General features: G+C 29.3%; 16 protein-coding genes and 2 rRNA genes. 3 read left to right on the forward strand and 15 right to left on the reverse strand.

All coding sequences use genetic code 4. The features are described from left to right. The first annotated feature begins 66 nt into the window (after positions 1-66). The 3 genes from G319_RS09445 to G319_RS0102510 are packed head-to-tail and all read left to right on the forward strand — an operon-like array spanning position 67 to position 1,512. Positions 67-729 carry a DUF1700 domain-containing protein gene (locus tag G319_RS09445; protein WP_026389540.1) on the forward strand — a complete coding sequence of 221 codons (663 nt, stop codon included), beginning with the start codon at positions 67-69 and terminating at the stop codon, positions 727-729. Beyond that, positions 639-1,166 (forward strand): hypothetical protein, encoded by a 528-nt coding sequence (locus G319_RS0102505; protein WP_026389541.1) that lies wholly within the window; start codon positions 639-641, stop codon positions 1,164-1,166. The genes G319_RS09445 and G319_RS0102505 overlap by 91 nt, the downstream gene beginning before the upstream one ends. Positions 1,167-1,185: 19 nt before the next feature. Continuing rightward, positions 1,186-1,512: a PadR family transcriptional regulator gene (locus tag G319_RS0102510; RefSeq protein ID WP_026389542.1), complete on the forward strand. Its 327-nt coding sequence runs from the start codon at positions 1,186-1,188 to the stop codon at positions 1,510-1,512. A 21-nt stretch (positions 1,513-1,533) separates the two neighbouring features. Here the strand turns inward: G319_RS0102510 and G319_RS09450 are convergent, their stop codons facing one another. From G319_RS09450 to G319_RS0102585, 15 genes are all read right to left on the reverse strand, one after another. Then, positions 1,534-2,547, reverse strand: coding sequence for a Pr6Pr family membrane protein (locus G319_RS09450; RefSeq protein WP_026389543.1), 1,014 nt, complete (start codon positions 2,545-2,547; stop codon positions 1,534-1,536). 77 nt (positions 2,548-2,624) lie between these two features. Next, the gene (locus G319_RS04935) at positions 2,625-3,005 is read right to left on the reverse strand and encodes a cell division protein SepF (protein WP_051350870.1); all 381 of its coding nucleotides are present in this window, start codon (positions 3,003-3,005) and stop codon (positions 2,625-2,627) included. Positions 3,006-3,013: 8 nt separating this feature from the next. Continuing rightward, a complete protein-coding gene (gene ftsZ, locus G319_RS0102525) occupies positions 3,014-4,174 on the reverse strand; it encodes a cell division protein FtsZ (RefSeq protein WP_026389544.1) in 1,161 nt (386 codons plus the stop codon). A gap of 12 nt (positions 4,175-4,186) precedes the next feature. Beyond that, positions 4,187-5,530, reverse strand: coding sequence for a hypothetical protein (locus G319_RS09455; RefSeq protein ID WP_026389545.1), 1,344 nt, complete (start codon positions 5,528-5,530; stop codon positions 4,187-4,189). An 18-nt stretch (positions 5,531-5,548) separates the two neighbouring features. Then, entirely contained in the window at positions 5,549-6,475 is a 927-nt protein-coding gene (gene rsmH / locus G319_RS0102535; protein WP_026389546.1) for a 16S rRNA (cytosine(1402)-N(4))-methyltransferase RsmH, read from the reverse strand. A gap of 1 nt (position 6,476) precedes the next feature. After that, a complete protein-coding gene (gene mraZ / locus G319_RS09460) occupies positions 6,477-6,905 on the reverse strand; it encodes a division/cell wall cluster transcriptional repressor MraZ (RefSeq protein ID WP_026389547.1) in 429 nt (142 codons plus the stop codon). A 167-nt stretch (positions 6,906-7,072) separates the two neighbouring features. Beyond that, a complete protein-coding gene (rpmF, locus tag G319_RS0102545) occupies positions 7,073-7,252 on the reverse strand; it encodes a 50S ribosomal protein L32 (protein ID WP_026389548.1) in 180 nt (59 codons plus the stop codon). 15 nt (positions 7,253-7,267) lie between these two features. After that, positions 7,268-7,768, reverse strand: a complete 501-nt coding sequence (locus tag G319_RS09465) for a YceD family protein (protein WP_026389549.1) — start codon at positions 7,766-7,768, stop codon at positions 7,268-7,270. Next, positions 7,768-10,146: a phenylalanine--tRNA ligase subunit beta gene (gene pheT / locus G319_RS09470; protein WP_026389550.1), complete on the reverse strand. Its 2,379-nt coding sequence runs from the start codon at positions 10,144-10,146 to the stop codon at positions 7,768-7,770. The genes G319_RS09465 and pheT overlap by 1 nt, the downstream gene beginning before the upstream one ends. A 12-nt stretch (positions 10,147-10,158) precedes the next feature. Continuing rightward, positions 10,159-11,214, reverse strand: a complete 1,056-nt coding sequence (gene pheS, locus G319_RS0102560) for a phenylalanine--tRNA ligase subunit alpha (RefSeq protein WP_026389551.1) — start codon at positions 11,212-11,214, stop codon at positions 10,159-10,161. Between the two features lie 60 nt (positions 11,215-11,274). Then, positions 11,275-11,892: a hypothetical protein gene (locus tag G319_RS09475; protein ID WP_026389552.1), complete on the reverse strand. Its 618-nt coding sequence runs from the start codon at positions 11,890-11,892 to the stop codon at positions 11,275-11,277. 81 nt (positions 11,893-11,973) lie between these two features. After that, positions 11,974-15,924: an FtsX-like permease family protein gene (locus G319_RS09480; RefSeq protein WP_026389553.1), complete on the reverse strand. Its 3,951-nt coding sequence runs from the start codon at positions 15,922-15,924 to the stop codon at positions 11,974-11,976. Further along, a complete protein-coding gene (locus G319_RS09485; RefSeq protein WP_026389554.1) occupies positions 15,884-16,402 on the reverse strand; it encodes a hypothetical protein in 519 nt (172 codons plus the stop codon). The genes G319_RS09480 and G319_RS09485 overlap by 41 nt, the downstream gene beginning before the upstream one ends. Before the next feature lie 104 nt (positions 16,403-16,506). Continuing rightward, positions 16,507-16,615 (reverse strand): 5S ribosomal RNA (gene rrf / locus G319_RS0102580). Between the two features lie 84 nt (positions 16,616-16,699). Beyond that, positions 16,700-16,804, reverse strand: a 23S ribosomal RNA gene (locus tag G319_RS0102585); the annotation flags it as partial.

Consider the following 16,804-nt stretch of genomic DNA (forward strand, 5'->3'; position numbering starts at 1 on the left):
AAAAAAATCAAAAATACTACTTGATATTGTATAGTAGTTGTTATAGCATAGTAGGGAGGTGAAAATATGGGTAAAGTAAATATTATAACTATGCCAAAGGCAAAACCATCTAAACGAAAGGTAGTTGAACAAAATATGGACAATCGTGCAATTAGAAAAGTCAATAAATGATTAAAGCAATTAGATAAGGCTCTAATAAATCTTCCTATCGAAGATCGTAAAGATATTATTGATACTTATTCTGAAAAGATTGGTATTGAAATGAGTGAAGGTAAAAGATGAGACTATGTTCTTGAAAATCTTGAACTAATCGAAACAATTTCCAAAAATATCTACAATGAATTTGGAATTAATGAGAAAGTAAAACACACAAAAGAGCATGGAGTTATTTTTGGTAAAACAATTGGGAATATATTCTTAATCCCTGTTCTGTTTTTTCAAATAATATCTATGTTAATATTTGCGGTAGTTGTTATTGCTGCAGTTGTAGCATTGATTCCTTCTATTGTACTTCTATTTGTTAACTATAACTTTGATACAGCAATCGGAATGGCAGTTGCTATTGTAGGATTACTTCCAATTGTTGCAATTGGTTTTAGTTGACTAACAGTCAAGACATCTAAATGATTTATTAGTTCATGAAACTTAATGATCTATTCAATAGTCAAAACAAACCAATTAAAGAAAATCCAATTAGAACTAAAAAGATTGCCAGAAAAGTTATTTTAATAATATCTGCAATATTCTTGTTAATATTTAGTGGAGGAATGGTTGGCACATTTGTTGGTGAGAACTCTCTAGGACTTAACTTGGTTAACCAAACTTATGTAAGTGGTGTTGAATCAAAAGTAAAAATTACTGATGGATTCAGCAAAGACGATATTAGAAATAATCTTGAAGTCCAAAATATTTCTACTTCTAAATTACTTGGTGGAATTAATGCCAGAGTAGTTATAATTAAAGATGAAGCATCAACTGATTCAGTTGGTCTAAAATACAACTTTAACTTTAAACAAAAATATGCGACTGGATTAAAAATTGAATTCTATAGACACAAAGGTGAAGATAATTCGATTATTAGAGCTACAATCAGTTGTGATAATGATAGTTTATGACACTTATATTCAATGCAATTTGGACAAGATACAATTGAAGTACATATTTAATAAGAAAGGCTAGGTAATAATGGATACACAACTTAAAAAAGGTGTTTTAGAATTAATCATTCTAAAACACTTAAACGAAAAAGATTGTTATGCTTATGAACTAACTAGGATTATTAATGATGTTATAGAAATTAACGAATCAACAGCTTATGCCATTTTTAAAAAATTAATTAATAAAGGATTCTGCGATTACTATATGTCTGAATCAGTCGGACCTTACCCTTCTAGAAAATATTACAAAATAACAGAATTGGGTAAACGAGAACTGAAAGATAATACAAAAATCTGAATCGAATTCCAAGCAAAGATAAACGATCTATTGAATATAAAAAACGAGAGCAATTAGCTCTCGTTTTTTTGGGTTAAATTAACCTTTTCTTTTATTTAATTGTCTAATGATGTACATGTATAATGTTGAGAATCCAATCATGAATGCTGCAATAATAATCACAACAACAAAGAATAAGATTGCTCCGTGGATTCCTCCACTTACATAATTTCCTAAATCATCATATTTACCCGCATGTAACGGATCCTTATGTCAAAGTTCAACAAAGAAGTAAGGGAAGTTAGTTGAAGCAATTTTATTACCCATCCCTTCTCTAATACCACCTCTGATGAATGTGTAAATAGCATATCCGATTAATCCGCAAAATTGCATTAATCATTGTTGGAATACTTTAGCTTTAGCTAATTCCTCGTTTTTGTGATCCATCATAAATACTGCATATGCAATGAATAATAATGGCATAATTAAATGTAATCCAAATTGATTTACTCAGTATCAATTAGCTTCAATACCATTTCCAGCCATTAATCCTACTGGTAATAATACCAAGTTGTAAATTAACATAGTGATTGTGATATAAGTAGCAGTTAAGATTGCCCCTTTTGAAGATAACAATCCTTTAACACCTTCACGTTGTGGTGCAAATGCTGCATAAGTTAATCAAACAGCGATTAATACGTTACTTAAAGTTGTAAAGTAAGAGAAGTAAAATACTATGTATCCAAAAATGTTTACTGTAGTAAAGAATTCCATCACCATAACATCTTTATCATTAACACTCTCAACTAATTGTTGACTGATGTTAACTCATGCTAACTTTTGAGAACTGATCCCATCTCCAATATATTGTGCCAAACCGTCTTTGATAGTTTGAATATCTGTTGTGTCACCCACTGTTTTCAAGTATGCGTCAACTTGGTTTCTTAATTCAAAGATGTCTACGATGTCAACAATTACGATAGCTAAGATAAAACTTAACATACCAATTCCGATAATTAATTTATATCAAGTTCTGTAATCACTGAAATCAAATCTTTTAACAAACTTATTTAAGTTTACTTTGAATTTTGATTCTTGTAAATTTGTAGTCATATAAATTCCCCTTTTTAAAATTATAAATGTTTTTCTCTTCAATAAGGCCGTTTTGAGATAAAAAAAATAGCCAAAGACTATTTTCTAATTATGAATTTAAACACTTGGTTTTCAAGCTTTTTGAATTCACCATTCATTGAGTAAACAACTCCACTTAAGAAATCTTTAACTCTTCTTTTATCTTCTTCAGATAATTTGGCAAAATCTAATAAAATCACTTTATCTTCAAGCAATGCGTCAACAACGGGTTGAATAGCACTGTATGAAACTGGTGCAAATAATTGTGTTCTCTTTTTAACATCTTGAGAAATTGTTTTTGCTTCGTCAAAGAACTCCTCATCAAAAGTTTGTAGTTCTTCGTCTGATTCTAATAATTGTTGGTTAAATTCTGATTTGTAATTCTCAACTGAGTTACCATCTTCAGTTTTACCAAAAATATTTTTAAATTTAAAACTCATAAGCTCTCCTATTTTAAGAATGTTGGGAAGTCATCGTTATCAAAGATGTCTTCAGCAAGAATATCTTCTCTTTGAACATTTTTGTCTTGTGAAATATATTCTTCTTCTACTTCTGATTTAACTTCTTTTTTCGAATTAATTTCAAATGGATCAGCTAAGTTTGTTGATCTATATGAAGGTTGTTGTCTTACTTCAACATGTTCTCTTTCCTCGAAACCTGTTGCAATAACAGTTACGATTAATTCATCTTCTGATTCTAATTGTTCATTAATAGCAATTCCGAATACGATGTTTAAATCATCATTATTTGCAGCTTGTTCAACAACATCAACTGCATCATAAGCGTCATTTAATGAGATATTTTTTCCACCTGTAATGTTAACAATAACATCTTTAGCTCCACTAATTGAAGCTTCTAATAATGATGAAGAGATGGCTTTATTTGCAGCGTTAACTGCTTTTTCTTCTCCAGAAGCAATTCCAATTCCAAATAGTGCATTTCCTTTTTTAAACATAACTGTTCTAACGTCAGCGAAGTCCAAGTTAATAACAGCAGGAACTGCAATTAAATCTGTAATTGTTTGAACCCCTTGTTTTAAAATAGCATCAGCTTCTTTGAAAGAATCTTGAATTGGCATTCCTCCAATGTATTCTAATAATTTGTCATTTGAAATAACAATAATTGAATCTACGTATTTTTTCAATTCTGTTAAACCTTCACCAGCAAAACGGTTACGGTGTTTTCCTTCGAAACGGAAAGGTTTAGTAACAATAGCTACTACTAAAGCTCCTGATTCTTGAGCGATTTTAGCAATCACTGGTGCAGCACCAGTTCCTGTTCCTCCACCCATTCCAGCAGCTACAAAGATTAAATCAGCTCCTGATAACGCTTCTCTTAATTGGTGTTCTGATTCTAAAGCAGCTTGTTTTCCAACTTCGGGATTTGCTCCAGCTCCTAAACCTTTAGAAATTTGTTCTCCTAAAATGATTTTAGTAGGAACTTTTGAAGCAGCTAAAACTTGAGCATCTGTATTTGCGATAATAAAGTCAACTCCTTGAACTCCTTCATTAACCATTCTATTTACGGCGTTGTTTCCACCACCACCAACTCCAATTACTTTGATTTTGGCTTTTTGTGTAAATTCTTGTTGTGTATTGTTGTTTTCCATTTTTTTGATCCCCTATTTATTTCTAATTTTCTTGCTATCAATTACTATTCCATCATTATTTAAGAATAATGCTTGATTATAACTTGGTTTGATTTGGTTTCCAAAAACATTACCAAATCCTTTTGAATTTGTGTTTTCTTCAACATTAATATTTTTAGTAAGTCCAACTGATGTAATAACCTTATTAGGCATATTATCATTACGACGCTTAACTTCTTTAACAGCCCCAATTGTTGCTGCTAATCTATTATTTGTAGAACCAAATGTGTTTTCTTCGTAAACATAATCATTTGATAATGCTTTACCATTTTTAATAATTTTATTTGCTCCTGGAATGTTTTGAATCATCCCGAAGTTATATGTGATGAAATCTCCTAAGTTAATAGTTTCTTTTAAAACATCTTTAATTTCAGAGTAAATTGAATTAATGATTAATGAAATCATTTCAGTCACACTTGAACCCTTCATTTTCTCTAAGATTCTTGTATCGTTATTTCATTTAGCAAATACAACACTTTCATCATTATTAGTTGATGAATGATCCATTATGTTAAAGATATAATCTTTAGCACTTTCATTTGAAATCTTCATTTTCTTTGCAACTTTTTTGATGACAGTTGTAATTGATTTCTTCATTTTAACAAACTTAACCAGATTCCCGTTACTAAAGTAACCAATCTCTGTTGAGTTTGTTTTTCAGTTTACAATTAGCATTGGTTTATTTTTTGTCTCTACATTAGACACCGAATAGTACATTGCATTAATGTTTGTTGTAGCAAACATCGTAGCATCACGATTAGCCTTAGCCACAACACGTTTGTGTGATTCCAATACTTTTGTAGGAACCTCTACTGTTCTTAATGTCATTCCTAAAATTGAAGTTGGTAACTTATTGATTCCTGATAATTCAGAAACTTGACCATCTGCTGTTAATTGAACTCTCTCATGAGATAAAACGGTGTTACCATCTATAGCGTTTTTAGTTTTAATATCAGCAGTTAATTCTTTAATGTGATCTTTTTTAATTAGAACTGGTTTTTGTTGTTCATTTCTAACATCAATAGTTCCACTATTCAGACGTACTTGAATATTGTTATTAGGTAGAATTAGCATAACTCTAAATATTTTTAAACCAAAATGCGTTGTCTCGAATTCATTTATCATAGCAGTTAATTCTTTACCGGCTTTAACAATATCGATTACTTCACCTTTAGAGTTTAATCAACCTTTTTCGTTAACTTTTTCACCAGTGAAAATAACCATAAGCTTATTTCCAATATATTTAGAAACTGTAAAGACTAAAATTTTATTTTTAATTTCCAAAGTTGCATAAACATTAATATTTAAGTTATTCATAATTCTCACCTCTATTTCTTATTTTTTCTCTATTACTCACAATTTAGCGCTGTGACTACGACGATTATTTTCTAATTCTGTTTTAGAAGCCTTGATCGGCTTTCTTATTACAAGTTTAAATTCTGTGTCAGATTCAATTTCCATTGGAAGTGATGCAATAACTGCGTCACGTTCTGAAATTGTAACTTCTTTAAATATTTCCTTAACGATTTTTTCTTCTAATGAATGGAAAGTAATAACAGATATTCTTCCTTGAGGATTTAACAAACTTAAACCTTGTCTCAATGAATCTTTTAATACTTCTATTTCATTATTTACATAGATACGTAAAGCTTGAAATACTTTTTTAGCAGGATGCTTTGGAAGTTTTAATACTTTTTGAGGAAGCGACATTTTAATAACATCAACCAATTCAAATGTTGTATTAATAGGGCGGTTTGCAATGATATTCTTTGCGATTGAAGGTGCGAATTTTTCATCACCATAATTTCAAAAAATCTTTTTAAGATCTTCTTCAGAATATTCATTAACAATAGTATGTGCTGTTAATGAATTATTTACTGTATCCATTCTCATATCCAATGGTCCATCAAAACGATAACTAAACCCTCGTTCCGGAACATCGAATTGTGGAGAAGAAACTCCAAGATCGTATAAAATACCATCAACTGCAAATACCCCTTTTAAAGATAATAGTGCTGATATATTAAGGAAGTTTCCTTCTAAAATTTCAAAGTTATTTGAAATTTTAGAAAGCTTTTCAGTACCTTCTTTAATTGCTGTTGGATCTTGATCTATTGAATACAATTTACCACTTGTTAATTTCTTCAATATTTCACTAGAGTGACCCCCTCTTCCAAGAGTACAGTCAACATAGATTCCGTCAGGTTTAACATTCAACATTTCAATCGATTCATTCAATAATACTGGTATGTGTTGTTCCATATTAAGCTACACTCCCAAGATTTTCAGCAATCTCTTCCATGCGGTCTAAATTTTCATCTTCATATCCATCAAATTTTTTCTTATCTCAGATTTCAGCTTTTGAACCTAATCCCAAAATATAAACTTCTTTTTCAATTGTTGCCAATTCTAATAAATTAGCTGGAACTTTAATTCTTCCTGATGAATCTATATCAACTTCAGCTGAGTTAGCAAAAATACTTCTTGCTAACATACGTGCTTCAGATTTCATAGATGAGAAAGACATGACCTCTGCAGATCATTTTTCAAATTCTTCAACACTTCTAAGTTCTAAACATCCTTCGAATCCTTTAGACACATATAAAGTATTTCCTAATTTACTACGTAATTTAGCTGGAATAGCTAGACGAAGTTTGTCATCTAACTTATGTTCGTATGTTCCTAATAACATGACACTTCGCCCCACTTTCTCCCACATACATATATTATCACAAAAAAAATAGGGAATAGTAAAGTTTTTTTACATTTTCCCTATTTATTTAAAAAACAATTAAATATCTTAAACTGCACAAAAAAAGTGAGGCATAACCTCACTTTTTTATTATCCATTAAAGCTTATTACGCTTCAACTTTTTTAGCTTCTTTGTTTTTGTAGAAACCACATTCTCTACATACGCGGTGTGGTTTAATCATAGCACCACAGTTTGTACATGATACGATTGATGCTGATGCTAAAGCTAAGTGAGATCTTCTCTTATTTTTAGCAGCCTTACTAGTTTTTCTAAATGGTACAGCCATGTTTGTGACACCTCCCTATTTGTGTTCATTTGTGAGTTCTGATAATTTTTCTCATCTAGGATCTGGATCCTCATTTTCAGAATCGTTGTACTGTTGTTCTGATAACAGTTTTCATCCAGAACCAGTCTTAAAAATTATATCATTATTTATTGTTAAGTTTATAGGAATATTCATATTTATTTGTTCTATTACATAATCTTCAATTTTGAACTCGTCTGTGAAGATTAAATTAGCATTATCATTTAAATCTGAATCAAAGGCATACTCTTCATTTCAGTCAATTCCTTGTGTGTATTCAAACTCTTTTCCATCTCTAGCATCAATTGCTAAAATGGTAAAGTTGATGACACCGTTGACCTCAACTGTTTGAATTGAATCAATATAGTCAAGATCGATATCATAATCAATTTTCAAATATTTTTTAATTAAAGCTTCTTTAGAAATGATCTTTTCAGGATTTAATATCTCTGAAGTCAATTCTATGTGATTTTTGCTTTTTAATTCAGATAACAACATTATCTTACTATTGCTCCAAATTTTGCAACATTGTCTAAAATCTTAGCTCATTCAGCATTAATCTCAGCTTCTGTTAATTGGTGATCTAAATTATTAAATGCAAATGAAATTGAAAGTGATTTTTGATTATTAGCACTTAGTGTTTCATCATGATATTCATCAATTAATTTTACATTAACAATATTTTCAACATCAATTACCATTGCTTTAATTAAATCTTGATACTTATCTTCTACAGATATTAATAATGAAATATCTCTAGTTGATTGTTGGAATTTAGAAAATTCTTTTGCGAAATAAGTTTTTTGAGAAACTTCTTCTAATGCATTGATATTTAATTCAACACAGAATGTTGGATTAATTTTTTTAATGTTTTCAAATCTTGGGTTTAGTTTGAAAATGAATCCCAATGTTTTATCTTCAAACTTAATTTCAGCATTAACAAATGGGTGAATTTCATCAATAACATTTTCATTATTATTAAAAGTAACTTTATTTAAATCAATATTATATTGTTTTAAGATTGCTTCAACAATACCTTTGTTATAGAAATAATTTCCTTCAACTTTAGTTTTATTTAATTTGTCATCTAAAATATCACCTGTAGTTAAGAAAGCTAAGTGTCTTTCTCTGAATTCTCCATGAGCATAAACATCAGCCACTTCTCATAATTTGACATTTTTATTATCAATTGAAGAGTTGTAAATAGCTACGTCAATTAATGAATTAATTAAACTTGTTCTATATGTCTCATGTAATTTTGATAATGGCGACATTAATGAAATTGGATTTTCAATATTGAATAGGTTTCATTTTTCGACATCTTTAACATCGACTAATGAATAAGTTTTGGTATTGTAGAAACCTTTACCAATTAAATATTCACCTATTTTTGTTTGTAATTTTTGATTTATGTTTTTAGAATTTCTTCTAGCCATAATAACTGGTGGTTGTTCTTGAATATTATCGTATCCATATAAACGAGCAACTTCTTCACAAATATCATTTTGACCATATAAATCCATACGGTTTTCATCGACATTAAAAGTTAAGTTGTCTTGTTCTACTTCAATACTGAAATCTAAACTGTTGAATAATGATTTAATTTCTTCAACACTAATTTCAATACCTAATAATTCTTTAATCTTTGTTAATGTGATTTTGTATTCTGTTACGTTTGTGATTGTTTTTAATAGAACATTGACTTCTGAAGTTGTTTTAACAATTCCGTATTCATTCAATATTGCCAATAATACTTTGTGACCATAAACACCTAAATTTGGATTTAATGGTTTCATATATCTTTGTAAATCAACTGATGACATATTTAATGCTTTTTGTTGTTTACGCATTGCAACCGGATTAAAGTTTAGGTAAATTGCCACAACGTTTTTAGTATCAGAAGTAACTTTGAATTCTTCTTCTACTTTTTTACCAATTACATTTATAATTCTTCCTTTATCAACTAAAGCGACAAAAGATTCTTCTTCAATTGTTACTCTTGAAATTTTTAATTCATTTCCGATTTTATCACCATCAATTAAGATAACTGGCTGACCAGAAATGATAGCAGCCATGTTTGCTAAATCTTCATAAGGATTTTCAACTGATTTTGCTTGGCTAAATTTTAATCAAAGATCATCTTTAGCTTCAACTTTGATTTCATTTTCATTTAACTCTAAGTTAGCAACTGAGATTGTTCTAACTTCTTCTTTTAAATCACTATCAACTGTTATGTTAACTGTTTTATTTGAGTTTTTAGCAACTTCAACTTCGAATGCATCGTTGTTGATTGTTAATTTAAAGTAGTTAGCAATTTCTTTTAATAATTGAGTTGCTGCTAATGCATCACTTCTATTCAAAGTTAAATCCATATCTCAAATATAATCTTCAAAATTAATTTCACTAATTGATTTTCCAATTTTTGAAGTTAAATCTTCTCTTGAGTTAATTACATAAATTGAATCTTGATCAAGTTCTGTTAAAACATTTTTAGAAACACCAATTTCATCTAACGCACAAATCATACCTTGTGATTTGTAACCACGAATTTCACGATCTGTTAATGTTAAACCGTTAGCTATTGTTTTCCCAACTTGAGCTACAATTACAAATTGACCTTTATCAACGTTTGGAGCCCCACAAATAATTTGTGCTAATTCTTTTTCTCCAACATTAACTTTATTTAATCTTAAATGAGTTCCTTCAACTGGTGTTGATTCTTCAACATACCCAATAATTAATTCATCATTTAATTTTGAAAAATCATGAGTTTCTTCAACTTCAAAACCAAGTGAGTTAAGAGCAACAGAAATTTGATCGTTTGATACTTCTGATAAATTAATAAATTTTTCTAATCATTTTCTTGTAATAATCATTTCTATTTCCCCCTATTCTCCGTAAAACTTGAATTGATCCAAGAATTTTGTATTATTTTCATAAAAATTTCTAATGTTGTTAATTCCGAATTTTAGCATCGCAATTCTTTCAACACCGATACCGAATGCTAGTCCAGTTGTTTTTTCTGGGTTTAATCCATTTAATTCCATAACTTGTTGATTAATCATCCCTGCTCCAAGAATTTCAATTCAACCTGATTGTTTACATAATGAACAACCTTTTCCATCACATTTGAAACATGATACATCCACTTCAACACTTGGTTCAGTGAATGGGAAGAAACTTGGACGTAAACGAATGTTAACATTCTCATTAAATAATCTTTGACACATGTATTTTAAAACTCATTTAAGATTTGCGAAAGAAATCTTTTCTCCGACTGCGAATCCATCAATTTGCATAAATTGGTGTGAGTGTGTTGCATCATCATCATCACGACGGTAAACATTACCATATGAAATTGCTGCTAAGTTTTTAGTTTCACCAGCTTGTTGCTCTGCTAAATTTGATAACATTCTTGATGTCATGTTTGTACAGTGAGTACGCATTACAACTTCTTCATTAATATAGAACGTATCTTGCATATCTCTAGCAGGGTGTCCAATTGGTAAGTTTAAGTTTTGGAAGTTGTAAAGATCTTGTTCTACTTCTTGACCATTAACCATTTCGTATCCAATCTCAGTAAAGATATCTGAGATTTCTTCAATAACTAAATTCAATGGGTGTTTAGTACCAAAGTCAACATTTGTTCCAGATAAAGAAACATCAATCTTTTCTTTTGAAAGTTTTTCTCTCAAAATAGCTTTTGCAATAGCATCAAATTTTTCATTCAATTTGTTAGCAATTTCTACTCTTACTTCATTTGCAACTTTTCCAATTTCTTGTCTTTGCTCAGCTGTTGCTTCTCTCATTGATTTTAGAATTTCATTTAATGGAGATTCTTTTCCTGAGAATTGTCTTTTAACTTCTTCTAATTGATTTTGCTCTTTAGCTTCATTTAATTTCTCATTAAAATCTTTAAGAATTAACTTTAATTTATCTAGCATGTTGTACCTCTTTCATAATAATTATTTTACTACTTTTACACTTTAATAATAAGATGTAAACTAGTTTAGTTTAGATTTATCTTTTAAATCTAAGATGTGCTTTTCCTTAGCTGTCATATCTTGATCATATGCATTTAACATCAATTTTAATGTTTGATCATTTGGCATTAATTTTTGAATCGCTTTCAAAACTTTTTTTAGATTTCTTTGGAAATCAAATTTAAGTCTTTCGAATTTATATTGATAATATTTATCAGAATCATATCTTTCTTCTTTTATTTCTCATTCTTCATGCAAGGCATTCAAGAAGACTCAGTTGATGAATGTCTCATTTATAAAATCTCTCACAGTTGTATATGTTGTTAATAAAAACATATTGTATTGTTTAACGATTATTTCAGGAATTCCAACTTCATTTAAATATGTTTGTGCCCCTTCATTTGTAGTTTTAAACAGATGCCTAATCTCATCAATTTGATTTTCAATTTCATCAATTAGCAAACTACTAAATTGGTAATCAAAGCTTGTTTGAACATATGTTAGAAATGATGGTTTTGAAATTAATTTTGGAAACCCATCAAACCTTCATGATATTTCATATTCTCTAAATTTTGTTTTAGATATTTTAGCAACACTATTGTTATTAAAATCATCCATTAGTTTATTGTATTCACTCATATATTCACCTTTTATCTATAATAATATTTTACCAACTTATTACTCATTTAATAATAAAAAATAACAGCTTATGCTGTTATTTTAGGCAAAGTTTGTAATTTGGTTAAGCGGTGTTCTATTTACTTGTTTATTAGCTGTAAATCAACCCAATCCAATGACACTTCCTAATACTAGGAATGTAACAACCAATGCTTTTCAATCAAATGGTAAGAATATATATACAGAGAATTCACTCGCAGCATACCACAAGAAACCTTGTCATATAACTAACGATAATCCATATGCTATTACAAAAGAAATAGCTGCACCAATTATATAACTTCCCATCACTACTCAATTTATTTCGAAAGGTTTGTAACCAAGAGCGCGCATTGTTAAAATAGTGCGAGCCGCTTCATCAACAACAATATTCATTACAACAACTAAAATAATTGCTAATAAAATTGTTTGTAAAATTAAGAAAATATTTAACATTGTAGTAATTTGATTTGATAAATTTTTAACTCCAGTTTTACTAATGTTAATTGGTAGAGAAATACTACGTCTATCCGCACTTAATAAGTTTGGATTAGTATACATACCAACAGTCTCATCTATCACTTGAGGATTTTTTCCAGACTCAATAAATTCATCCATTTCAGCAACGAAACCTTTAAAGATTGAAGCAAACACGGGTGCATCATTTTTAATTCTAATTGAGACAGTATCTCCAGAGAATTTCATCTTTTTAACTGATCCTGGAATATCTCTATAATCGATATCTCCATCCAACATTTTTTCTTGTGATCAAATGTCTGAATGAGGTATTAATTCAGGATGTTCTTCAAATAATTGATTCAACTCATCACTAAACATTTTTTGTCTGAATAAACCATAATCTAAAACAATTTGAGGATATCTAGTAGCCTTCATCGTAATAGACTCATTGATAGCTGTAACTCTCAACTTGTAGTCAACTTTTTTCAAAGTGTTTGTTTTAGCTTCAATAATATCGCCAATTTTTAAATCATTAGATTTTGCATAGAAATATGGAATTATTGCATTAAATGTTAAATTTTCATTTCCGAAGTCTTCTTTTAAAGATTCAATTTGTTCAGAAGTAACTCCTTGATAATTTAATTGTTTGGCAGGATCACCAAATTTAGAATCAGCACTGAAATCATTTAACATCAAACTGATTATTTCAGGATTATCATTTTTCTGATCGTTAGCAATTCCCTCTAAATAGAAATCCAAGTGTTCCTTATCTTCATCGAAGAAAAGTTGATTGAAAGTTACTACTTTTTCATCATCTAATCCATTGATATCACTCAACATCATTGCTCCCATTATTAGAGTTTGTGCAGCTAATGAAACTTTATCCATACTAATAGCTGATCCAATTCCACCAGTTAATGAAGTAGAAATATCTCCATCTCTGTTTTTTGAAGACAAGCCATTCATTCCCATCAATGATTCTATTAACGGGTTTTGATCAATTCTTCAATATTTTTGTTGATTTGGGTTAAAATCTAACATTTCTTTATTATTAGAAACATTTACTCAAGCATTTTTTAGAACTTCTTCAGTTAACTTGATATTAGTTATATCTTGACCCGGGAACTGTTTTAAAACTTCAATAAGCATCTGAGCTGAAGCATAACCTTCTGCAATTTTAATTGATAAAAGTTTTGCCACATCAGAAGCAAATAAATTATTTGAGATATTCCCTTCTTTTGGAAGCATTCCAAAAAGAGTTTCAGATATCTTGCTATAATCAAGATCATTTATATCCAAGAATAAATCACTTTGATCTTCCTTATATGTATCGATTGTTTTGTTTAATGTTTTTCCTTCTTTAAGAGCTTGAATATCATCTTTTAAAAGTTCACTTTCTTTATCCAAAACTTTGAATGTCATAATTGGATTTAAATAATAATTTTCATTTCCATATAAATCGCTAGTTGAATCATTTTTACTTAGATTTCCAAAAGTTTGTAGTACTTTTTCAAATGGTAAAATCATTGCTAATTTATTTTCTGCATTCAATTCCTTAGAAATAGAATTCCCCACCGCATTCATAAGTATTTTTATACGATATCTAGAATCTGAACTATCTACATTATTATCTAGTGCAGCATTAATATTTTTACTATTAGAATAGTTGTTATATTGTAAAGCTTCCTCTTTATATTTTTCAATATTAGTTGTTCCATATTTACCATTTGTAGCTTCACTAATTCCAATATTCTTATCATAGTATCAAGCATAAACGTGATCTGTTCCATCTTTAACTATGCTCATTCCTTGATCTATAGTTTGTTGCATAATAGCTTGAGCTCCAAACATCATTGTATAAACTAGTGCAGAGAAGGCGAATAATGTTTGAACAATTGCAAACTTACCACGAGAAGTTTTTACAAAGGCCCTTCTTAATCGGAAGTTAAATCCTTTTCCGTTTTCAGAAAGTTTACGACTAAATCAACTTTGTCTTACATTTCTATTAATTTTAGTTCCGTGATTAATCAATGATAAAACTGGTTCTCTTAAATACAGAATTGTTAGTCCATAAGAAATTAGTAAAAATACACCTGGGATAACAATTCACAACATCACCAAGAATATCGGACTTCAGTAAACTGCTCCAAATTGAAACATAACTGTCGCTTCACTATTTCCTGCTGCAAATATTTGCAATGGTATTGAAACAAAGTATCCAATAACTATTCCTGCAAGGATAGTTATTCATGTTTTTAAGGCAAATATTCAAGACAACTCAATTACTTTATAACCAAATGATTTGAAAATACCCAATTGTTTTCTAGTTTCATTCATCTCTTTTTTAATAGTGAAGTTGATGAAGATAAAGGCTAGAACAAGTACAGCAACACCAAGTGCAATATAAATAATAACTTGGATATTAATATTATTTAAAGCTTGTGCTATTTTAGTTTTAGATCATGATATGAATGGTAAATCATTAAATGAATAAAGCATTTCGTTTTCATCTGTGAATGAAAAAGCTTTAGTTGGTAATTTATTCACACCACCATCTCTGTTAAGAATTTTATAGTTAACAAAGTATTCTCTATCAGCTTGTTTGTTGAACGCTCATCTCGAAGCTCTCATTTCATCAATTAATTGACCTGAAACATAGCCAAATGAGTACGTTTCAATTCCTTGCATGAAAGGTGTATAACCACTCCCAGGAACCATATCATCAAATTTTTCACCCGTACCAACAATTTTAAATTTTATAGAATTTACATAAAAATTGTCTTTTTTATCAATCAATGCTAATCCAGTATTAGAAATAGATGAAGATGGAAGTTCAATAACATCTCCAATTTTTAATTTATTGTGTTTTGCATAACCCGACGAAACAACAATCTCTGGAATAATATTTTTCGAATAATCTAATTCGGCGTTAGTATCTCAAACACTAGGCATTTCACTATTTGTCTTTTTAGACAATTGAAGTTGATTTACATCTAAATCAGTTTTAGATGACTGCAGTTCAAAAACTAATGAAGGAGTCACAGAACCAGCTTCTGTTTTAGTTAAAGTAAGTTTTTTATCAATACCTAATTGGTATTTGAAACCATTTTCATCATAAGCATTTTTGTTATTTTTGTTATTTAAAATAGATTCAAAAATGTAAATTTGATCATCATGGAGATATTTTTTTGAACTCAAAATTGCATTGAATTCTGGACTCAAAATTTGAAAACTTAATAACAAATTATCTTGTTCTTTACTCAAACCATCTAATATTTTTTGAATTTGAATTGATATATTTTCCACAATTTCCGTAATATTACCAGCTGTAATTAGACTTGTAAAATCAATTGATGGTAAAGAATTAAGTTTTAGAAATTCATTTATTTTATTAAAGTTTTTATAGGCTATCGATATAACATCTTGTAATTTATTATCAGCAACATTTGTTAAATCGATATTTTGTTCTTTAATTTCAATCTTCACTTCTTCTAGTAAAATTTTAATACTTTCATTAAAAATTTCCTTTGTTGTGAGTTGTTCTTTTTTTAACAATACGTTTTGTATTTAAAAGTGCACCATCTCGGTGGCTTTGTAAATCCTCATTAATAGTTGAACTCAATAGTTCTAAAACACTTTCTCTTTGATTATTCTTAGGATCTCTTATTATCTCTTCTCAATTTTCCCCAAATTCAGCAACCATCATAGATTTAATCGCTGCAATCTCAAGTTTTGATAATTTTTCAACGTCTGATTTTTCTCATACTAATTTTTCATAGTTAAAATCATTAGATAAGTAAAAATATTGGTATGTAAAATTAGAATCATATCCCGGTTTTTCCGTTAAATCAATTTGCGAATTATATGCTGTGTTATTTTTCTCGGCGTGTCTGATTTTTGATTGTAATTGCAGAGGTGTTGCTAGCATCCCGATAACAATTGTTGCCAACATTACAATAAACAACAATGTTCCTATAGTTGAAACCCAGTTTTTAGCAAAGGTTTTAAGATATGATTTAATAATTTGTCTCATCGCAAACCCCCACTTTTAAGTTCATTTATTAATATTATAAATCATAACTCAAACAATGTTAATTAAACATAAAAAAAGAATCCTTTCGGATTCTCTTTTATTTGAACTGGCAACTCGCTATCTTCTCACTTACGCAATATTGTCGCCGTAATAGAGCTTAACTTCTGTGTTCGGAATGGAAACAGGTGTGACCTCTATGCTATTATCACCAGATCTTGGTTTGTCGATTATTCTTTGAAAACTGAATACTAGATTGAAAAATATATATTTTAAATGTGCGTTGAGTAATAGATTTTATTCTAAAATTCTCTCGTTCTATTAGTAATGGTTAGCTTAACGCCTCGCAGCGCTTACACATCCATCCTATCAACCATGTGGTCTACATGGGATCTTACATCTTAC

Source organism: Tullyiplasma multilocale ATCC 49900 (assembly GCF_000483165.1).
Taxonomy (GTDB): domain Bacteria; phylum Bacillota_I; class Bacilli_A; order Mycoplasmatales; family Mycoplasmataceae; genus Tullyiplasma; species Tullyiplasma multilocale.